The organism is Streptomyces sp. NPDC015532 (assembly GCF_043078065.1).
Classification (GTDB): Bacteria; Actinomycetota; Actinomycetes; order Streptomycetales; family Streptomycetaceae; genus Streptomyces.
This window is the reverse complement of the sequence record NZ_JBIBSY010000014.1, coordinates 142,935-162,781: the sequence shown is the minus strand read 5'-3', so window position 1 is coordinate 162,781 and position 19,847 is coordinate 142,935. Positions and strand designations below refer to the sequence as shown.

At 71.5% G+C, this 19,847-nt stretch carries 19 protein-coding genes and 1 riboswitch; of the genes, 9 read left to right on the top strand and 10 right to left on the bottom strand.

Features of this window, described 5'->3' with window-relative positions; all coding sequences use genetic code 11:
* Window positions 1–127: 127 nt before the first annotated feature.
* The 3 genes from ACF07B_RS32900 to thrC form a co-directional block, all read right to left on the bottom strand.
* The gene (locus ACF07B_RS32900) at window positions 128–331 is read right to left on the bottom strand and encodes a cold-shock protein (protein WP_005315736.1); all 204 of its coding nucleotides are present in this window, start codon (window positions 329–331) and stop codon (window positions 128–130) included.
* A gap of 441 nt (window positions 332–772) precedes the next feature.
* On the bottom strand, window positions 773–1,048 hold the full coding sequence (locus ACF07B_RS32895) for a MoaD/ThiS family protein (protein WP_355766811.1): 276 nt from the start codon (window positions 1,046–1,048) through the stop codon (window positions 773–775).
* Window positions 1,045–2,343, bottom strand: coding sequence for a threonine synthase (gene thrC / locus ACF07B_RS32890; RefSeq protein WP_362393061.1), 1,299 nt, complete (start codon window positions 2,341–2,343; stop codon window positions 1,045–1,047). Before thrC ends, ACF07B_RS32895 begins: the two co-directional genes overlap by 4 nt.
* Window positions 2,344–2,358: 15 nt before the next feature.
* Window positions 2,359–2,515: riboswitch (SAM riboswitch) on the bottom strand.
* Window positions 2,516–2,720: 205 nt separating this feature from the next.
* Here thrC and ACF07B_RS32885 point away from each other — a divergent pair.
* The gene (locus ACF07B_RS32885) at window positions 2,721–3,665 is read left to right on the top strand and encodes a glucosyl-3-phosphoglycerate synthase (RefSeq protein ID WP_362393064.1); all 945 of its coding nucleotides are present in this window, start codon (window positions 2,721–2,723) and stop codon (window positions 3,663–3,665) included.
* Window positions 3,666–3,743: 78 nt separating this feature from the next.
* Complete coding sequence (locus ACF07B_RS32880; protein ID WP_392181647.1) at window positions 3,744–5,192, top strand: trehalose-6-phosphate synthase; 1,449 nt, start codon at window positions 3,744–3,746, stop codon at window positions 5,190–5,192.
* Window positions 5,193–5,380: 188 nt separating this feature from the next.
* Here ACF07B_RS32880 and otsB read toward each other — a convergent pair whose 3' ends face one another.
* Both otsB and ACF07B_RS32870 read right to left on the bottom strand, forming a co-directional pair.
* Complete coding sequence (gene otsB, locus ACF07B_RS32875) at window positions 5,381–6,235, bottom strand: trehalose-phosphatase (protein ID WP_369485094.1); 855 nt, start codon at window positions 6,233–6,235, stop codon at window positions 5,381–5,383.
* A gap of 120 nt (window positions 6,236–6,355) precedes the next feature.
* Complete coding sequence (locus ACF07B_RS32870; protein WP_326787043.1) at window positions 6,356–6,583, bottom strand: DUF3263 domain-containing protein; 228 nt, start codon at window positions 6,581–6,583, stop codon at window positions 6,356–6,358.
* 162 nt (window positions 6,584–6,745) lie between these two features.
* Between ACF07B_RS32870 and ACF07B_RS32865 the strand changes: the two genes are divergently transcribed.
* The 3 genes from ACF07B_RS32865 (at window position 6,746) to ACF07B_RS32855 (ending at window position 10,004) form a co-directional block, all read left to right on the top strand.
* Window positions 6,746–7,738, top strand: coding sequence for an ROK family protein (locus ACF07B_RS32865; protein WP_392181646.1), 993 nt, complete (start codon window positions 6,746–6,748; stop codon window positions 7,736–7,738).
* A gap of 7 nt (window positions 7,739–7,745) precedes the next feature.
* Window positions 7,746–8,930: an N-acetylglucosamine-6-phosphate deacetylase gene (gene nagA, locus ACF07B_RS32860; RefSeq protein ID WP_392181645.1), complete on the top strand. Its 1,185-nt coding sequence runs from the start codon at window positions 7,746–7,748 to the stop codon at window positions 8,928–8,930.
* Window positions 8,931–9,074: 144 nt separating this feature from the next.
* Entirely contained in the window at window positions 9,075–10,004 is a 930-nt protein-coding gene (locus tag ACF07B_RS32855; protein WP_392181644.1) for a 1-phosphofructokinase family hexose kinase, read from the top strand.
* 27 nt (window positions 10,005–10,031) lie between these two features.
* On the opposite strand, the gene ACF07B_RS32850 is transcribed toward ACF07B_RS32855, so the two are convergent.
* Together ACF07B_RS32850 and cdgB are read right to left on the bottom strand one after the other, a co-directional pair.
* A complete protein-coding gene (locus ACF07B_RS32850; protein ID WP_392181643.1) occupies window positions 10,032–11,003 on the bottom strand; it encodes a carbohydrate-binding protein in 972 nt (323 codons plus the stop codon).
* 117 nt (window positions 11,004–11,120) lie between these two features.
* Window positions 11,121–12,851: a diguanylate cyclase CdgB gene (cdgB, locus tag ACF07B_RS32845; protein WP_392181642.1), complete on the bottom strand. Its 1,731-nt coding sequence runs from the start codon at window positions 12,849–12,851 to the stop codon at window positions 11,121–11,123.
* A 570-nt stretch (window positions 12,852–13,421) separates the two neighbouring features.
* Between cdgB and ACF07B_RS32840 the strand changes: the two genes are divergently transcribed.
* On the top strand, window positions 13,422–13,904 hold the full coding sequence (locus ACF07B_RS32840) for a flavin reductase family protein (RefSeq protein ID WP_392181705.1): 483 nt from the start codon (window positions 13,422–13,424) through the stop codon (window positions 13,902–13,904).
* A 64-nt stretch (window positions 13,905–13,968) separates the two neighbouring features.
* Here the strand turns inward: ACF07B_RS32840 and arfB are convergent, their stop codons facing one another.
* On the bottom strand, window positions 13,969–14,397 hold the full coding sequence (gene arfB, locus ACF07B_RS32835) for an alternative ribosome rescue aminoacyl-tRNA hydrolase ArfB (RefSeq protein ID WP_362393087.1): 429 nt from the start codon (window positions 14,395–14,397) through the stop codon (window positions 13,969–13,971).
* A gap of 212 nt (window positions 14,398–14,609) precedes the next feature.
* Here arfB and ACF07B_RS32830 point away from each other — a divergent pair, with 212 nt between their 5' ends.
* Window positions 14,610–15,185: a TerD family protein gene (locus ACF07B_RS32830; protein WP_328451147.1), complete on the top strand. Its 576-nt coding sequence runs from the start codon at window positions 14,610–14,612 to the stop codon at window positions 15,183–15,185.
* 98 nt (window positions 15,186–15,283) lie between these two features.
* Here the strand turns inward: ACF07B_RS32830 and ACF07B_RS32825 are convergent, their stop codons facing one another.
* Window positions 15,284–16,693, bottom strand: a complete 1,410-nt coding sequence (locus ACF07B_RS32825) for a M1 family metallopeptidase (protein WP_369485084.1) — start codon at window positions 16,691–16,693, stop codon at window positions 15,284–15,286.
* A gap of 505 nt (window positions 16,694–17,198) precedes the next feature.
* Here ACF07B_RS32825 and ACF07B_RS32820 point away from each other — a divergent pair.
* Window positions 17,199–17,699, top strand: coding sequence for a hypothetical protein (locus ACF07B_RS32820; RefSeq protein ID WP_326787033.1), 501 nt, complete (start codon window positions 17,199–17,201; stop codon window positions 17,697–17,699).
* A 28-nt stretch (window positions 17,700–17,727) separates the two neighbouring features.
* Here the strand turns inward: ACF07B_RS32820 and ACF07B_RS32815 are convergent, their stop codons facing one another.
* Entirely contained in the window at window positions 17,728–18,450 is a 723-nt protein-coding gene (locus ACF07B_RS32815; protein ID WP_392181641.1) for a pentapeptide repeat-containing protein, read from the bottom strand.
* 214 nt (window positions 18,451–18,664) lie between these two features.
* Between ACF07B_RS32815 and ACF07B_RS32810 the strand changes: the two genes are divergently transcribed.
* A complete protein-coding gene (locus ACF07B_RS32810) occupies window positions 18,665–19,831 on the top strand; it encodes an NAD(P)-binding protein (protein ID WP_392181640.1) in 1,167 nt (388 codons plus the stop codon).
* Window positions 19,832–19,847: the final 16 nt, after the last annotated feature.

Here is a 19,847-nt window from a genome sequence, read left to right as displayed (position 1 = left end):
GCGTGCGCAGGCGCGGGACGCGCGCCGGGCAGCGCCCGCGACGGGCCGGCACGCACGAGGGGCCCGCATCCCCGGTGGGATGCGGGCCCCTCGTGCGTGAGTTGCGTCGGTGGTCGTTCGCGCCCGATCAGACGGCGAGTTTGACCATGTCCGCCTGCGGACCCTTCTGGCCCTGCGAGATTTCGAACTCCACTCGCTGACCCTCTTCAAGGGTGCGGTAGCCGTCCATCTGAATCGCGCTGTAGTGCACGAAGACGTCCGCACCACCGTCGACCGCGATGAAGCCGTACCCCTTCTCCGCGTTGAACCACTTGACGGTGCCCTGAGCCATGCCTAACTCCCCTATTACTGGCCCTTGCACAGATCCACACTTCGCGGATCCGGGTCAGACCTCACCCCCCAACGGTTGGGGGTGTGCGCCGGAACGCGTCGACCGCGGCTGAATGTATCTGTCCAACTGCCCTCTGCAACAGGTCAATCGGACGAGAATTCTGGGCATGGCCGATCAATGATATGCGGAGAATGCGCAAGGATTCGGGGCAAGTCGGGCCCCGTAAATGCCATAAAATGCCCAAAAAGGCGAGGCAGTTTGGCTACTTCTTGTCGGCCCGCGAACGGTCACTCATATGCGTCCGGCATGAAACCAACATCCAAAAACAAGCGGCTTCCCCGACTCTAGCGCGTTCAACCCTACAGAATTGCCCCCTCCGTTTCTCTCACGGAGGGGGCAATTCGATGAACTCAGCGTGTTCGGCATTACCGAGGGTAACGATCAGCCTCCGGCGACGGCCGGAATGATCGAGACACCCACACCGTCCGGGGTCGCCGTCTCCAGGCCCTGCTCGAAGCGGACGTCGTCGTCGTTGACGTACACGTTCACGAAGCGGCGCAGCTTGCCCTGGTCGTCCAGGACGCGCGCGGCGATGCCCGTGTGGTTCTTCTCCAGGTCGCTGATGACCTCGGCGAGGGTCGCGCCCTCGGCCGTCACCTCGGCGGCGCCACCGGTGTAGGTGCGCAGGATGGTGGGGATGCGGACGTTGACGCTCATGATGCGAGGCCAGCCTCTCGGAAGGAGTCGAGGTTCGGGCGGATGGTCGCGGTCAGCCCGGTGTCCGAGGCCACCGCGTCCAGGGTCTTGAGGCCGTCGCCGGTGTTCAGCACGACCGTGGTGAGGGCCGGGTCGAGGAGACCGTTCTCGATCAGCTTGCGGGTGACGCCGACGGTCACGCCACCGGCCGTCTCCGCGAAGATGCCCTCGGTGCGCGCGAGCAGCTTGATCGCGTCGACGATCTGCTCGTCGTTCACGTCCTCCACCGCGCCGCCGGTGCGCCGCGCGATGTCGAGCACGTACGGCCCGTCCGCGGGGTTGCCGATGGCGAGCGACTTGGCGATGGTGTCCGGCTTCTGCGGCCGTACGACGTCGTGGCCGGCCTTGTAGGCGACGGAGACCGGGGAGCAGCCCTCGGCCTGGGCGCCGAAGATCTTGTAGGGCCTGTCCTCGACCAGTCCGAGCTTGATCAGTTCCTGGAGTCCCTTGTCGATCTTCGTGAGCTGGGAGCCGGAGGCGATCGGCACGACGAGCTGGTCGGGGAGCCTCCAGCCGAGCTGCTCGCAGATCTCGTACGCCAGCGTCTTGGAGCCCTCGGCGTAGTAGGGCCGCAGGTTGACGTTGACGAAGCCCCAGCCCTCGCCGGCCGGGTCGCCGATCAGCTCGGAGCAGAAGCGGTTCACGTCGTCGTAGTTGCCCTGGATGCCGACGAGCTCTCCGCCGTAGACCGCGGCCATGACGACCTTGCCCTGCTCCAGGTCGTGCGGGATGAACACGCAGGAGCGGAAGCCGGCGCGGGCCGCCGCGGCGCCGACGGCGCCGGCGAGGTTGCCGGTGGAGGAGCAGGAGAGAGTCGTGAAGCCGAAGACACGGGCCGCTTCGATGGCCTGGGCGACGACGCGGTCCTTGAAGGAGTGCGTCGGGTTGCCGGAGTCGTCCTTGACGAAGAGCTTTCCGGCGTCGACACCGAGCTCACGGGCCAGGTTGTCGGCCTGGACGAGCTTGGTCCAGCCCGGGTTGATGTTCGGCTTATCCGCCACGTCCGCGGGGACGGGCAGCAGCGGCGCGTAGCGCCAGATGTTCGCGGGTCCCGCTTCGATGCGCTTGCGGAGTTCTTCGGTCTCGTAGGCCGAGAAGTCGTAGGCGATCTCCAGCGGGCCGAAACACTCCTCACAGGCGAAGACCGGGCCGAGCGGGACGCGGTGTCCGCACTCGCGGCAGGAAAGCGCCGTGGCCGGGCCGAGGTCGACCGCTTCGGCGGAGTTCGTGGTACTTGCAACTGTCTGCGCAGCCATGGAGGCGAGGCCCTTTCCTCATCTTCCTCACGGCGCACTTCGCCGCGAGACGGATTTGGCACCTTCCCGAGCCGGGAGCCTCGCGACGCGATCGACATCGATCGGTACGAGACCGGCTGGAGGGTTGCCGGGGCTTCATCGGGCCGTATCCCTCTGCCCCTCTGGATGAGCGGTATTTGATTGTTGAACTGTTGAACGCGATACGTACCGACGATCCAGGACATGCGATGGTCATCCGCGTTGTTCAAGACTGTAACCGAAGGCCAGGACAGTTGAGATAGTCGTCCGAACCGCGAGACGACGGCAATCGATCTGCCGCTGGCCGCAGCGGGCACGCCGATGAGAGCGTGTGATCAGACAGTGAGGAGCCGCAGACCGTGCTGAAAGACGTCGAAAGCTGGCTGAGCACACGCTCCTGGTCCGTGACCGACCGCCCGCTCCACAAGATCATGGCCGCGAAACGCATCACGGGATCGACGGTCAGTGTGGTGCTGCCCGCGCTCAACGAGGAGGAGACCGTCGGCGAGATCGTGGCGATCATCCGCCACGACCTGATGCAGCAGGTGCCGCTCGTCGACGAGATCGTCGTCGTCGACTCCGGCTCGACCGACCGCACCGCCGCGGTCGCCGCCGCGGCGGGCGCGAGGGTCGTGCACCGCGACGACATCCTCCCGCGGATCCCGGCCGTGCCGGGCAAGGGCGAGGTGCTGTGGCGGTCTCTGCTCGTGACGAGCGGGGACATCGTCTGTTTCATCGACGCGGACCTCAAGGAGTTCTCGTCCGACTTCGTCACCGGGATCGTGGGCCCGCTGCTCACCGACCCCGGCGTAGATCTGGTCAAGGCCATGTACGACCGCCCGCTGGGCGGCGCCTCGGGACAGGGCGGCCGGGTCACCGAGCTGATGGCCCGCCCCCTGCTGAACATGCACTGGCCGCAGCTCGCGGGCTTCGTCCAGCCGCTCGGCGGCGAGTACGCCGCCCGCCGCTCGCTGCTCGAACAGCTCCCCTTCCCCGTCGGCTACGGCGTCGAACTGGGCATGCTGGTCGACGCCCTGCACCTGGTGGGCCTGGACGCCCTCGCCCAGGTCGACGTCGGGGTGCGCAAGCACCGCCACCAGGACGGCCAGGCCCTGGGCCGCATGGCCGCAGCGATCTACCGCACCGCACAGCTCCGGCTCGCGCGCGGCCATCTGATCCGCCCCGCCCTCACCCAGTTCGAGCGCGGCCGGGACGGTTTCCAGCCGCGCACGTACTCGGTGGACACGGAGGAAAGGCCGCCGATGAGCGAAATCTCCGAGTACCAGCGGCGCAGGGCCGCCTAGACCGGCCCCGACGGCCGCGATCACATACGGCCGAAGGGGCGCGTTTGAGCGTTTCGACACGGGGCTAGGTTTCGAGGCATGGCTTCAACGCACGGTGCTCACCACATCCTGGTCGCCTCCAACCGCGGCCCGGTCACCTACGAGGTACGGGAGGACGACTCGCTGCACGCCCGGCGCGGCGGCGGCGGGCTCGTCTCCGGACTCTCGGCGATCGGGCCGGACGCGGGCGCCCTGTGGGTGTGCTCGGCGCTCGGCGACGGCGACCGCGAGGCGGTCCGGCGCGGGGTCGGCGAGGACGGCGTGCGCATGCTGGCCGTCGACGCCGAGGTGCACGCCGACGCGTACAACGGCATCGCCAACTCCGTGCTGTGGTTCGTCCACCACATGCTCTACCAGACCCCGCTGGAGCCGGTCTTCGACGCGGAGTTCCGGCGCCAGTGGGAGTCGTACCGGACCTACAACCGTGCCTTCGCCGAGGCACTGGCCGAGGAGGCGGCCGAGGGCGCGGCCGTGCTCGTCCAGGACTACCACCTGTGCCTGGTCCCCGGGATGCTCCGCGAACTGCGCCCCGACCTGCGCATCGGCCACTTCTCCCACACCCCGTGGGCACCCGAGGACTACTTCCGGATGCTCCCCGACGACATCCGCGCGGAACTGCTGGACGGCATGCTCGGCGCGGACCGCGTGGCGTTCCTGACCCTGCGGTGGGCGACCGCCTTCACGCGGTGCGTGGAGACGGCCGCCCCGGAGCGGTACCGGGTCTCCTCCCCGGAGGGCCGGCCGGAGATCGAGCACCTCGACGGCTCCCCGCCCCGCCGGACCCTCGTCGGGGTGCACGGCCTCGGCGCGGACGCCGAGTTCCTGCGCGAGCGCTCGCACCGCGCGGACGTCGGGGAACGGATGGCCGCGCTGCGCGAGGAGATCGGCGCGGGCCGCAAAACGATCGTGCGCGTCGACCGGACCGAGCTGTCCAAGAACATCGTGCGGGGGCTGCTGGCGTACCGGCAGCTCCTAGACGACCACCCCGAGTGGCGCGAGCGGGTCGTCCACGTGGCGTTCGCCTACCCCTCGCGGCAGGACCTCGCGGTCTACCGGGACTACACGGCCGAGGTGCAGCGCGTCGCCGACGAGATCAACTCCGGGTACGGAACGCCTGGCTGGACTCCGGTGGTGCTGCATGTGAAGGACGACTTCGCGCGCTCGCTCGCCGCCTACCGGCTGGGCGACGTCGCCCTCGTCAACCCCATCAGGGACGGCATGAACCTCGTCGCCAAGGAGATCCCGGTGGTCTCCGACGAGGGCTGCGCGCTGGTCCTGTCGCGGGAGGCCGGGGCGTACGAGGAACTGGGCGAGGACGCGATCTCCGTGAACCCGTACGACGTGACCGGTACGGCGCGGGCGCTGCACGAGGCGCTCGGCATGCAGCCGGGCGAACGAGCCGAACGCACCAAGCGCCTCACCGCAGCGGCCACCGCCCTCCCCCCGGCCCAGTGGTTCCTGGACCAACTGCGCGAGCTGGAGGCCTGAGCAGAAAATTCAGCCCTCTGGCCGGATCCCGGCTGCGGCTGCAATTTTCAGCCCCGGCCGGGGAAATCTCAGCCCCTCCGGCGTTTGAGGAGCGGGGGTCCGGGGGCGGAGCCCCCGGGTACGGGACGGGCAGGGGCGGAGGGGGCGAAAAGCCTGCCCCCCGGCCCGCGCGGAAGACGAGCGGCCGGTCAGGCGAGTTCGGCCGCGAGGGCCGCGAGGAGGCGGACGACTCCGGCGGGCCCGTCGACCACCAGGTCGGCACGGTCGGCGAGTTCGGCGACCTCGGAGCTGCCGCTGCACACCAGAAGGCCGGGGATCCCGTCGGAGCGGAGCTTGTCGACGGCGGCGAAGGCGGGCAGGTCACCCAGGTCGTCACCCGCGTACAGAACGGCCTCCGCACCGATCTCCCGCACGTACTCCATGAGGGCGACGCCCTTGTCCATCCCGGGCGGGCGCAGCTCCAGGACCATGCGCCCCGGCTCGACGATCAGCCCGTGCCGGGCGGCCAGTTCACCCAGCGGCCCCCGGAGCGCCTCGAACGCGGCCTGAGGATCGGCGGCACGCCGCGTGTGCACCGCGACCGCACGGCCCTTCTCCTCGATCCAGGTGCCCTGCCAGGCGCCGATGCCGTCGAGGAACCCCGGCAGTTCGGCGCGGACGGCGGCCACGCCGGGATGCGGGGCGGGGGCGGTGACCGTGCCGCTCACCGCGTCCCAGCGCTCGGCGCCGTAGTGGCCGAGGACGACCAGGTGCTCCAGCCCGGCCACGCCCGCGAAGCCGCCGTGGCGCACGGCCACACCGGCGGGGCGGCCGGTGACCACGGCGACGGAGGCGACCTTGGGGGCGAGTGCGGCGAGGGCGGGGACCGCGTCGGGGTGCGCGCGGGCCCGGTCGGGGTCGGGGACGATGGGTGCGAGGGTTCCGTCGAAGTCGAGTGCGACGACCGTCCGGGCGGGGCGCGTGAGGATCGCTTCCAGAGCGTCGCGTCCGGCGGGGGTCACCGGGGCCGGCAAGGAGTCCTTGGATTCGGGGTGGCTGCCCATGGGGCGACCCTATCCGGGCGGAGGCGGGCGCACCGTTCCTATGGACCGACCGGAACGGACTCCTGTCGCGAGAACTCCTGATCGGTCAGGAGTCCTGGGGCCGGTCCGGACGCCCCGCCCTCAGCGCTCGTCCCGGCGGGCCTCCCGGACCCGGCGCAGTCTGTTCACCGTGACGGGGTCGTGCGCGAGGGCGCGCGGGTCGTTCAGCAGCGCGTTCAGGAGCTGGTAGTAGCGGACCGGGGCCAGGCCCAGTCGCTCGCGTATGGCGCGCTCCTTGGCGCCGGGGCCGGGGAAGCCGCGGCGCTCCAGGGCGAGAATGCTCCGTTCGCGCGCGGGCAGCTCTTCCATGGACAGCACGGTAGTCCCCGCCACCGACAGGCGCCCGGGCCGGGCCGTCGTGCCGCCGCGCCTGGGGTACCGGTCCCGGAACGCGGAATACGCGGAATACAACGCCTCCTATCCCGTGAGTGGACTAGACCTTTCAAGGGGTAAAGGGCGACACTGTCCCCCGTGAGACACGTCATCGCCCTCGATGTGGGCGGCACCGGGATGAAGGCCGCCCTCGTCGGGGTGGACACCGAGCCCTCCCCGGCCCGCCCCGACGCGCGGCCGGGGGCCCCCGGGCACCCCGCGCTGCTGCACCAGGCCCGCCGGGCGACCGGCCGCGAACGCGGGCCCGACGCCGTCGTCGAGAACATCCTCGACTTCGCCGCCGAACTGCGCGCCCACGGCGAGGAGCACTTCGGCGAGAGCGCCCTGGCCGCGGGCGTCGCCGTCCCCGGCATCGTCGACGCCGCCGAGGGCATCGCGGTCTACGCCGCCAACCTCGGCTGGCGCGACGTCCCGCTGCGCCGGCTGCTCGGCGAGCGGCTCGGCGGCCTGCCCGTCGCGCTCGGGCACGACGTGCGCACCGGCGGGCTCGCGGAGGGCCGGATCGGCGCCGGACAGGGCGCCGACCGCTTCCTGTTCGTCCCCCTGGGCACCGGCATAGCGGGCGCCATCGGCATCAACGGCCGCGTCGAGGAGGGCGCGCACGGCTTCGCGGGCGAGATCGGCCACATCGTCGTACGGCCCGGCGGCGCCCCGTGTCCGTGCGGGCAGCGCGGCTGTCTGGAACGGTTCGCCTCCGCGGCGGCCGTCAGCCAAGCCTGGGCCGAGGCGTCCGGCGACCCCGAGGCGGACGCGGCGGACTGCGCCAAGGCCGTCGAGTCGGGCGACCCGAGGGCGCTGGCCGTCTGGCAGGAGGCCGTCGACGCGCTCGCCGACGGCCTGGTCACCGCGCTCACCCTCCTGGACCCGCGCACGCTGATCATCGGTGGCGGCCTCGCCGAGGCGGGGGAAACCTTGTTCACACCCCTGCGGGCCGCGGTCGAGCGACGTGTCACCTTCCAGAAGCTGCCGTCCATCGTCCCCGCCGCTCTCGGGGACACCGCCGGATGCCTCGGTGCCGGGCTCCTCGCCCGGGACCTCCTGAACACCACTTCTACGACTCCCCGGAGGTAACCACCCGATGGCCCCTAGCAAGGTTCTCGCCGGCGCCCGGGTGGTACTGCCCACCGGGATCGCGCACGACGGCCGCGTGATCATCGACGGTCCGCGGATCGCCGGCGCGGGTGCCGCCGAGACGCACTCCGCCGGAGTTCCCGGGGGAGCCCCCGCGGACACTCCCGTGACCGACCTGTCCGGCCACTGGGTGGTGCCCGGCTTCGTCGACATCCACAACCACGGCGGTGGTGGCGCGTCCTTCACCTCGGGAACCGTCGAGGACGTCCTCCGTGGCATCCACACCCACCGGCTGCACGGCACCACGACCGTCGTCGCCTCAACCGTCACCGGTGACATGCACGGCCTCGCCGAACGCGCCGGGACGCTCTCCGAACTGGCCGAGCAGGGCGACCTCGCGGGCATCCACTTCGAGGGCCCGTTCATCTCGCCGTGCCGCAAGGGCGCGCACTCCGAGGAACTGCTGCGCGACCCGGACCCGGCCGATGTCCGCAAGCTCCTCGACGCGGCGCGCGGCAGGGCCAGCATGGTCACGCTCGCCCCCGAACTGCCGGGCGGACTCGACTCCGTACGGCTGCTCGCCGAACACGGGGTGATCGCGGCGATCGGGCACACCGACGCGACGTACGAGCAGACGAAGGCGGCCATCGACGCGGGCGCGACCGTGGCGACCCACCTGTTCAACGCGATGCCGGCGCTCGGGCACCGCGCGCCGGGCCCGATCGCCGCCCTGCTGGAGGACGAGCGGATCACCGTCGAGCTGATCAACGACGGCACGCATCTGCACCCCGCCTCGCTGGAGCTGGCGTTCCATCACGCGGGTTCCGGCCGGGTCGCGTTCATCACCGACGCGATGGACGCGGCGGGCTTCGGCGACGGCCGCTACATGCTCGGCCCGCTGGAGGTCGAGGTCGCGGACGGTGTCGCCCGCCTGGTGGAGGGCGGTTCGATCGCGGGCTCCACACTCACCCTCGACCGCGCCTTCCAGCGCGCCGTCACGGTCGACAGACTGCCGGTCCAGGACGTCGTGGCGGCCATCTCGGCCAACCCCGCCCGCCTGCTCGGCGTGTACGACCGGGTGGGCTCCCTGGAGCCGGGCAAGCACGCGGACCTCGTGGTTCTCGACGCCGACTTCGCCCTCAAGGGCGTGATGCGCGGCGGAGAATGGGTGGTCGATCCCCAACTGGGGTGATTCACACCTTTGTTACTTGCGGCGGTTGGCCCGGGGGGACTGGGCCGACCGCCGTTGCGTTTGGCATGATCGAGCCTCCGGAACCACCGGCGGGCGTCCGAGAGGCGCCCACGTCACAGAACTCTTCGGGGGAGGTCGGCCCAGGTGATCCTCACGGTCACACTGAACACCGCTCTCGACATCACCTATCGCGTGCGCGCGCTGCGCCCGCACAGCTCGCACCGGGTGAGCGAGGTGACCGAACGCCCGGGCGGCAAGGGCCTGAACGTGGGGCGGGTGCTCGCCGCGCTCGGACACGAGGTGACGGTCACCGGTTTCACGGGCGGCGGGACCGGCCGCACCGTGCGGGACCAACTGGCCGGGACGGCCGGGGTGGTGGACGCGCTCGTCCCGGTGCGGGGCTCGACACGCCGCACGATAGCCGTGGTCGACACGACGACCGGTGACACGACCCAGCTCAACGAACCGGGGCCGGCGATAACTCCCGCCGAGTGGTCGGCCTTCCAGGAGACGTACGAGCATCTGCTGCGCTCCGCCTCCGCGGTGGCCCTGTGCGGCAGCCTGCCCCCGGGCGTCCCGGTCGGCGCCTACGCCCAGCTCGTGCGCACCGCACGCGCCGCGGCCGTCCCGGTGCTCCTGGACACCAGCGGCGAGCCGCTGCGCCGGGGAGTCGCCGCCCGCCCCGACATCGTCAAGCCGAACGCCGAGGAACTGGCCGAACTCACCGGCTCCCACGAGCCGCTGCAAGCCACCCGCAACGCCAGGCGACGCGGCGCGCACGCGGTGGTCGCCTCCCTCGGCACGGACGGGCTCCTCGCCCACACCCCCGAGGGCCACTGGCGGGCCGTCCCGCCCGTGCGGGCGCACGGCAATCCGACCGGCGCGGGCGACTCGGCGGTCGCGGGCCTGCTGTCGGGCCTGGTGGAGGGCCTGCCATGGCCGGATCGCCTCGCCCGGGCCGTCGCCCTGTCGGCGGCGACGGTGGCGGCACCCGTGGCGGGCGAGTTCGACCGGGCCCTGTACGAGAGCCTGCTGGGCCGGGTGACCGTGACCGCGGAGTCCGCCGCGGCCTAGTCCCCCTGGCCCCCTCAGCCCCGGGGGCTAACGCTTGACCTGCCCCTTCTTCACCGAGAACTGGTCGAGCAGCACGTTGCAGCTGTCGCCGTCCCCGCAGGAGAGGGTGATCGTGTTGGTGCCCTTGTTGAGGGTCGGCCACGCGTAGGTCGTCGTCCAGCCCTTGGCGAAGTCGCCCTCGGCGGCGTGCGCGTAGTTCTCCATGCTCAGCTTGGAGCCGAAGGGCTTGCCGTTGACGGTGAGCGTCATCGACGCGTCCTGGCCGGGCACGCTGTAGCGCGCGAACACGGTGTAGGCGCCGTCCTCGGGGATGCCGTTGAACGTCCAGGTCACCGAGGCGCCCGGATTGTTCAGCCCGGCCACGTAGACCCCGCCGTCGGACTGGGCACCCTGGACGTCGGAGGCCGTCGTCACGCCGTTGCCCAGCTTCAGCGCCTTCGCGTCGACCTTGGGGAGCTCCGCGGGCTCGTCGGCGCCCTTCGACTCCTCCTGGGTCGGTGCGGCGCTCTGGGAGGCCGTCGGGGTCGTGCCCGCCTGGTCGCCGTTCTTGTCGTCGTCACCGCCGCCCGTCATGGCGATGGCGATGCCGATCACCACGGCGGCCACCACGGCGACCGCTCCGATGAGGAGGCCCTTGGTGTTCGGGCCACGGCCGCGTCCACCGCCGTCACCGTGACCGGGCATCGGCGTCCGCGCCGTCTGCGCGCCGCCGGGAACGGTCTCGGGGGCTCCGTAGTGGGCGTTCGGCTGGCCGTGGCCGCCCTGCTGCGGCACCTGGCCGTAGGGGGCGGTGGGGGCCTGCTGGCCGTAGGTGCCCTGAGCGGTCTGCTGGCCGTACTTGCGCTCGCCGACCGCCCGCACCCGGTTGACCGAGCCCGGGTAGCCGTAGCCACCGCCTCCAGAGGGCGGCGTGGCTCCGTTGGCCTGACCGTCGGCGTACAGATAGCCGAACGGGTCGTCCTCCTCGGGCGTGCTCGCGCCGTTGTTGCCGGGCGTCATCCCTTGGTCTCCTCAGCGGGTGCGGTTCTGATGCGGTACACGAATGAATGGCGAGCCTACCCGGTTTCGCTGGGCCGAACGGGGGGCCTTCACCGCATCGATGCACTGACCTGCGTCTTACCCCGCCCGCCTGTGCTGTTTGGGACGAGAACGTTTCTCGACGTACATCCGCTCGTCAGCCGATTTCAACACCTCGTCCGCCGTCATTCCGCAGTGGGCCCACCCGATGCCGAAACTGGCGCCCACGCGGACGGCCCGTCCATCGACCCTGATGGGAGGAATGATCGCGTTCCTGAGGCGTACGGCGAGGTCCTGGGCGTCCGCGCGTCCGAGGCCGTCGGCGAGCACCACGAACTCGTCGCCGCCGAGCCGGGCCACCGTGTCGCCGTCCCGGACCCCGTGGGTGAGACGGCGGGCGACCTCGATGAGAACCTCGTCACCCGCGTTGTGCCCGAACCGGTCGTTGATCGACTTGAAACCGTCGAGGTCGCAGAAGAGCACCGCGAGCCCCTTGGTGCCGTCGTCCGTCTCGCCCTCGGGCGCGACGGTGTGCACATGGTGGTCGAAGGCCTCGAACGCCTCGGCGCCGGCCCGGAAGTCGAAGCCGTGCCCGTTCCCGTCGTAGGCGGGGTGGCCGTTGTCGTCGTAGTCGCCGGACAGCGGGTCCGCGAAATCCCCGTGGCCGTACGCCGCGTCCAGCGAGGCGACCACGCCGGGCGGCAGGGACGCCGGGCGCCGGCAGAGGCGGGCGCCGAGCCGGGAGCGCAGCTCGGCGGAGTTGGGCAGGCCGGTGAGGGCGTCGTGCGAGGCGCGGTGCGCGAGCTGGAGCTCACGGCGCTTGCGGTCCTCTATGTCCTCGACGTGGGTGAGCAGGAAGCGGGGGCCGTCGGCGGCGTCCGCGACGACGGAGTTGCGCAGGTGGACCCAGACGTAGGTGCCGTCGCGGCGCCCGAGCCGCAGCTCGGCCCGGCCGCCCTCGGCGGAGGTCCGCAGCAGGGTGCCGATGTCCTCGGGGTGCACGAGGTCGGAGAAGGAGTAGCGGCGCATCGCGGAGGCGGGCCGGCCGAGCAGCCGGCACAGGGCGTCGTTGGTGCGCAGGATGCGGCCGTGCTGATCGCCGCCCATCTCGGCGATCGCCATGCCGGAGGGGGCGTACTCGAACGCCTGCCGGAAGGACTCCTCGCTGGCGCGCAGAGCCTGCTGCTCACGTTCCAGCCGGACCAGGGCGCGCTGCATATTCGCGCGTAGACGTGCGTTGCTGATGGCGATGGCGGCCTGGAAAGCGTACATCTGGAGGGCCTCACGGCCCCAGGCGCCCGGCTTGCGGCCGTTGCGCGGCCGGTCCACCGACAGCACGCCGATCAGCTCGCCGTGGCCGGTGCCGCCATTGCCGCTGCTGCCGCCACTGTTCACGTTCGGGGTGTACAGCGGGGCGAAGAGACGGTCGGAGGGGTGCCACTCGTCCTCGAAGCGGGGCGCGGGACCGTCGGTGTACCACTGCGGCACGTCGTCCTCGTCCAGGACCCAGCCCTCGGTGTGCGGTATGAACCGCAGGTCGCCCCAGGCCTCGCCCATGGTGAGCCGGCGCTCCCAGGACGTGCGGGAGCCGACGCGGCCGGTGATGAGGGCTTCGGCGGCGGAGTTGCCGGCGAGAGCGGCGACGACGAGATCGCCGTCGGGGCGTACGAGATTGACACACGCCAGCTCGTAGCCGAGCCCGGTGACCACACCGTCGGCGACGGTCTGCAGCGTGTCCGCCAGGCTGCGGGCGGTGTTCATGTCCGCCATCACCTGGTGCAGCTGCCGCAGGGTCGCAAGACGGACGTAGGGCTCCGACTCGGTCTCCATTCGCCCTCCCCTCGAGACCTCGCAGCAACTCCAGGGTTCACTCGGCGTACTGGGTGCTCTTTCGGTTCCGTGCTGACTGCCCGGCGCTTCCCCGCGAACCCCTTCACGCCGTACTGCTTGGTAGCTTCCCCGCGTAACGCCTCAGCCACTGAATCACAGCGCGCTCCCCACTCGGTACACAGGGTCAACAAAATATGGCTCCTGTGACTCAAGTCACAGCGGAACCTGAGCAATTGAGTGGAGTTTCTGCATTTCCGTGTGCGTCTGACACATGCATTATTGGCCGACTGTGCGAATCCTGTGCACGCCCGGCCCCGTGGAACGAGTACGGACGAGAGTACGGCCGTCACCGCCTCCGCGCTCGCCCGCCCCGCCTTCGCGCCGGCGCCGGGCCCCCGCCGCGCCGTCCGCTCTCGGTCCCCGGACCTAGGTCCCGCATGGGACCGAGGTCCGATGCGCTGTCCCCGGCGCGGAGACTAGCGTTTCGGCGTGCTCACGACTCCCCCCGCTCTCGCCGCCACCCCGTCCGTGCATGCTGAGGGGGTGAGCAACGACGAGTTCCGTGCCGCCATGACCCGGCTCGCCACGGGTGTGGTCCTGGTGACCGCGCACGAAGCCGCACTGGCCGCGGACGGACCGCGCGGCGAGGACGTCGGCATGACCGCGACCGCGTTCATGTCCGTGTCCCTGGACCCGCCGCTCGTCCTGGTCAGCCTGCGCGAGGGGTCCCGGATGGACGACCTGCTCGACGAACAGCCGCTGTGGGGCGTCTCCGTGCTCGCGGAGAGCCAGGCCCACATCGCCGGCCGCTTCTCCATGAAGGGCCGCATCAGCGACCGGCTCCTCTTCGAGGACATCCCGTACGTCCGCGGGGAGGCGTCCGGGGCGCTCCTGGTGAGCGGCGCCCTGGCCACCCTGGAGTGCAGCACCGAGCAGCGGATCCCCGCGGGCGACCACACCCTCGTCATCGGCCGCGTCCTGACGGCCCGGGTGCCGAGCGCCGACGGCGGGCCCCTGACGTACTTCAAGGGCCGCTACCGGCAGCTCGGCTGAAGCAGCCCCGGCGGCTTTCCCACGGGACCCCGGTAGGGCGGCCTCGGATCGGAACGGCCGGAGGCTAGCCCCAGTCGCGGCCGGTGCGACCGCGCTTGGTCTCGGAGCGGGCCTTCTTCTCGCGCAGCCGGCGTTCGTTGATGCCCCGGGGGATACGGGTGGCGCGGCGCGGTCTGGGCGGCGGAGCGGTGGCCTCGGCGAGAAGGGCTGCCAGGCGCACGGCCGCCGTCTCACGGTTGCGCCACTGGGAGCGGTGCTCGGAGGACCGGACGCTGACGACCCCGTCGACGAGCCGTCCCGCGAGCTTCTCGAGGGCGCGGTCCTTCCACACGGGCGGCAGCGCCTCGGTGCCGGCGAGGTCGAAGCGGAGCTCGACCTGCGAGTCGCTGGTGTTCACGTGCTGCCCGCCCGGCCCGCCGGAGCGCGAGAAACGCCACATGAGCTCGGCCTCGGGCAGGGAGACGGAGCCGCGGATGACATAAGGACCGGACATGTGTTCATGGTCGCCCGGACGGCCGGTCCGCGTCACGCGATTTTCGGCGTCTCTCGGGGTGAACATGCGTCTGTCGGGGTGAAGAGGGGGGTCTGGGTAAAAAAGGTAAAGACAGGCGGAACCTCGGGTACCCCCCTTGGCGTTCATAGGGGTGACGGTAGCTTCGTCCTCAGTACGAAGCCCGTACGTAACGAGGGAAGGGACTCCCAACAATGGCTGTAAGCCTGTCCAAGGGTGGCAACGTCTCGCTCACCAAGGAGGCTCCGGGCCTGACCGCCGTCACCGTGGGCCTCGGCTGGGATGTCCGCACCACCACGGGCACCGAGTTCGACCTCGACGCCTCGGCCATCGCGGTCAACCCCCAGGGCAAGGTCTACTCGGACGCCCACTTCGTCTTCTTCAACAACAAGCAGACCCCGGACCAGACCATCGTCCACACCGGTGACAACCGGACGGGTGAGGGCGCGGGCGACGACGAGGCGATCAACGTCAACCTGGCGGGCCTCCCCGCCGACGTCGAGAAGATCGTCTTCCCGGTCTCCATCTACGACGCGGAGACCCGCACGCAGAACTTCGGCCAGGTCCGCAACGCCTACATCCGCATCGTGAACCAGGCCGGCGGCGCCGAGATCGCCCGCTACGACCTCTCCGAGGACGCCGCCACCGAGACCGCCATGGTCTTCGGCGAGCTCTACCGCAACGGCGCGGAGTGGAAGTTCCGCGCGGTCGGCCAGGGCTACGCCTCGGGCCTGGCGGGTATCGCGCAGGACTTCGGCGTCAGCGTCTGAGTCCAGCCACGCGCGCACGCGCACGATGAGCGAAGCCCCCGGACCGCGGTTCGCCCGGGGGCTCCTCTCATGGGCACGGACCGGCCCGGACCGGCGGCTCACGGGTGGGCCGGTTTGCCCTTTCCGTACAGCCAGTTCTTCCAGATCCCGCTGAAGTCCTTGTCCGGCGCCGCCTTCTCGACGTACGCGGTGAAGTCGGCCGTGTCCGCGTTCGCGTGACGGCGGGTGGCGGCCCAGCCCTGGACGATGTCGTAGAAGGTGTCGTCGCCCACCAGTTGGCGGATCTTGTGCAGGACCATCGCGCCGCGGTAGTAGACGGGCGGGTCGGAGATCTGCGCGGCACCGGGCGGATCGGCGGGCGGGAAGGCCCAGATCTCGCTGCTGTCGACCGGTTCGTAGTAGTCGCCCTTGTAGAGGGCCTTGAAGATCTCCTCGGCCGAGTCGCCGCCGTGGTCCTCCTGCCACAGCCACTCCGCGTAGGTGGCGAAACCCTCGTTGAGCCACATGTCCCGCCAGGACTTCGGGGTGACCGAGTCGCCGAACCACTGGTGGGCCAGTTCGTGGACCAGGGTCCCGGTGTCGGGCGCGCCCGGGAAGACGGGGCGGGTCTGGGTCTCCAGGGCGTAGCCGGCGTCGTCGGAGCGGTCCACGATCGCCCCGGTGGAGGAGAAGGGGTACGGACCGAAGTTGTACTCCTCCCAGTCCATGATCTCGGGGATCTCCCCCAGCACCTTCTCGCTCGCCTGTTTCTGGGTCGGGTCCACCGCCGTGTAGACCGGCAGTCCGTTCTTCGCCGTCGAGCGGGTGATGTCGTAGTTGCCGATCGCGAGCGTCGCCACGTAGCTCGCCATCGGTTCCGCGGTGTGCCAGGCGTAGGTCGTCCGGCCGTCCTTGGTCGACTCGCTCGTCAACTCGCCGTTGGAGACGGCCTGGAGGCCCTTCGGGACGGTGATCCTGACGTCGTACGACGCCTTGTCGGAAGGGTGGTGGTCGCCGGGGAACCAGGCCATCGACCCCGTGGGCTCCCCGAGGGCGAGGGCGCCGTCGGCCGTGCGCAGCCAGCCCTCCTTGGAGGAGTCGGCGTCGGTGATCGTCCGGGGGACCCCGGAGTAGCGGACCGTCGTGCTGAACGTCTCCCCCTTGTCGAGGTCGTCACGCGGACGCACGGTCAGCTCCTGGCCCGCCCGGCTCCAGCGGGCGTCGCGGCCCTCGACGGTGACGTCGGAGACGTCCAGCCCCAGCAGGTCGAGGCGGAAGGCGCTGAGGTCCTTCAGGGCCCGCGCGGTGATCTCGGCGGTTCCCGTCAGCCGTTTGTGCCGGGGGTCGTAGGACAGGGTGAGTCCGTAGTGCGTGACGTCGTACCCGCCGTTGCCCATCTTCGGGAAGTACGGGTCGCCGACGCCGGCCGCGCCGGGTTTCCCGTGCACGCCGTCCCCGCCGCAGGCGGTGAGCCCGGCGACGAGCGCGAGAGCCAGGGCAAAGGGGACGGTGACGGAGGATCGGGGCACATCCGCGATCCTAGGCGGCCGCTCCGCCACCTGCGGGGCGGCCGACGCCTCCCCGCGGTCCGACGCCCCCGTTCCGTCCGGAAACCACCACCCCGGCACCCCCACTCCGGCTGAAAACCACAGCCCCAGCCCCTCAACCCGGCAGAAACCGCGACGCCCGGCACCCCGGTCCCGGGCGGAAAGCGCGACTCCCGACGCCCCGGGTCCACCAGAAACCGCGCTCCCACCACCCCGGGCCCGGGCGGAAACCGCGACTCCCGGCGCCCCCGGCCGACCAGAGACCGCGCTCCCCGCGACCCCAGCCGGGGCCGAAACCACAGCCCCCAGCACCGCCCGGCCCTGCCGGAAACCGCGACACCCGGCGCCCCCCGGCCGACCGGAGACCGCGCTCCCGGTACCCCGGCCGGGGGCGGAAACCGTGGCCCCGTCACCCCCGGCCCGGGCGGAGGCCGGGGCTCGCGCCCGGCCGGGAAGCGGACGTCCTCCGGCGTGACACCATCTCCTCGTGCTCGACATCGGCTACGCCCTCTCCAACCGCTTCCCCGACCCTCCGCAGACCGACTACCGCCGCGCGGACGTCCACGCGCTGCGGCACGACCTGTTCTGCGGGGACGTGTACCTCGCCGACACCAAGACGGACCGGGAGGTGTCCACGGGCTGGGGCTGGGTGCCGGTGCTGGACTTCGCGTGGGCGCTGTGCGACATCGTGGAGCAGCTCGACCGGGACCCGCTCGGCAGCCGCGCCTCCCGCCCCCAGCAGGCGGAACTGGACTTCACCGAGTCGACCGACCGCATGCTCTTCGAGCGCCGCTTCGGCTGGGTGGACATCGAGGCCGACTGGATGCCGGGCGACGAGGAGCCGCTGACCTTCTCGCACACCGAGTTCCGCCGCGAGGCCCGTGACTTCCTGCACGACCTGCTCGCGGACCTCACCGACCTGCACGAGGACCTCGCCGAGAACCCGGCGATCTGGACGCTCCAGGCCCGCTTCCCCCGCGTCTCCTAGCCTGCGGCCCGGACGGCCCCCGTAGGTCTCAGACCTCTTCCGCGCCGCCGTCCACCCGGACCCCCAGGGCGGCCGCCAGCACCGGTGCCAGGTCCAGGAGCTGGTGGGTACTGATCATCGCGCCCGCGAGCCGGTCCACGCCCCGCGCGATGTCCAGCTCCGCCGCCGCGCGCAGGTCCACGTCCACGAGGGTGGCCGCGGTGAGGTCCGCACCCTTCAGGACGCAGTCCACGAACTCCACCCGCTCCAGGCGCGCGCCCCCGAAGTCCGGCTCGACCAGGACACAGCCCTCGAAGACGACGTCCTTGAGCCGCGCCTTGCGCAGATTCAGATAGTCGATCTTCCCGCCGCGCACGAGCACCCGCTCCAGGACGGAGCCGTGCAACTGCGCCCCGCCGAGACGGGCGTCGATCAGCTCGACATCGCGCAGCGTCGACTCGGCGAGATCGGTCCCCACGCCCCGGATGCCCGTGAGGACCGAGTCCAGCACGCGCGCGTGGTGCAGCCGCGTCTCGTCCAGCGCGCAGCCCGTCAGCGCGCAGTCCATGAAGCGGGCTCCCCCGCCGTCCTGCCCGGCGAAGTCCGCGTCACGGAACTCCAGCCCGTCATAGTCGCCGTCCGGCTCCAGTTCCCCGCCGTCGTACGGCTCCAGCGCGGGCAGCCGCAGCTCCGGCCGCCGTGCCGCCCTCAGGCCGGTTCCCGGTGCCTTCGCACCCGTCCCGCCGCGTCCGCCCGCAACTCTCCTCACCATGCCCCCCATCCTGCCCGCCGCCACTGACAACGGGCGCCGGCCGGCGAGAACGCCCCGCTGTCGCACCACGCCGGCCTGCGGAAACGCCCCCCATGTCACATCGCAGGCCCGCGTCACGTCGTATCCACGGAAAGCCTTGCCGTCAGAGCACCCGGAAGCGCGAGCGCAGGTCGGCCGACACCGAGCAGACACCGAGCAGAGGAGACCTCCAGCCATGTACCGCATCACCGTCATCGGCGGCGGCTTCGCCGGACTCACCGCCGCCGTCACCGCCGCCGAGGCGGGCGCCGAGGTCACCGTGTACGAAGCCCACCACACCCTCGGCGGGCGGGCCCGGACCGCCGAGGGGCCGTACCGGACGAACGAGGGACCGCACGCCCTCTACAGCGCGGGCCCGCACTGGACCTGGCTGGCCCAGCGGGACCTGATCGGAGCGCTCGCCCCGATCCCGCCCCTGGAGGCCGCCCGGCTGCGCCTGCGGCACCGGGGCGTGCTGCGCCGCACCCCGCCGTTCGCGATGCTGAAGCTGCTGCGGCGCTCCTGCCAGCGGGCTCCGTCGGACGTCGACTTCATGACCTGGGCGAGGGGGCAGGCGGGAGAGGAGGGCGCGCGGGCCGCGGCCCACTATTCGGCGGTCGCCCTCTTCCACCACGATCCCGGTTCGCTGTCGGCGGCCTTCGTGCAGGAGCGGCTGCGCCGGGCCATGAAGGTGCCGACGGAGGTGCACTGCCCCCGCGGCGGCTGGGCCAACGTCATCGACCGGATGGCGGGGCGGGCGTGGAACCTCGGCGTGCGGATGGAGACGCTGGCCCGGGTGGACGCCGTCCCCGAGGGCCGGGGTCCGGTCATCGTCGCCACCTCGCTGGACTCGGCCCGCCGTCTGCTCAAGGACGACTCGCTGACCTGGCCGAGCGGCCGTACGGCCCTGGTCGACCTGGCGCTGCGGAGCCGTCGCGGGGACGCGTTCGCCGTCTCCGACCTGGACGCGCCTGGCTGGATGGAGCGCTTCACCGCCCGGGACCGCACCCTCGCGCCGGCCGGCGAGCAGCTCCTCCAGGGGCAGTTCCCGATCGCCCCGGGGGAGTCCGGGGCGCACGGCGCCGCCCGCGCCGAGGAGCTGCTCGACCTCGCCTTCGAGGGCTGGCGCGAGCGGGTCACCTGGCGGCGTACGAGCGTCGCGAACGGCCGTACGGGCGCGGTCGACCTGCCCGGCACGAGCTGGCGGGACCGTCCGCGCATCGACCGGGGCGACGGCGTCTACCTCGTGGGCGACCAGGTCGCGGCTCCCGGGGTGCTCTCGGAGGTGTCCTTCAACAGCGCGATGGAGGCCGTCTCGCTGGCCCTGGGCATCCGGGAGCGCCTTGACCTCAAGCGAGCTTGAGGTTGAACAGTGGTCA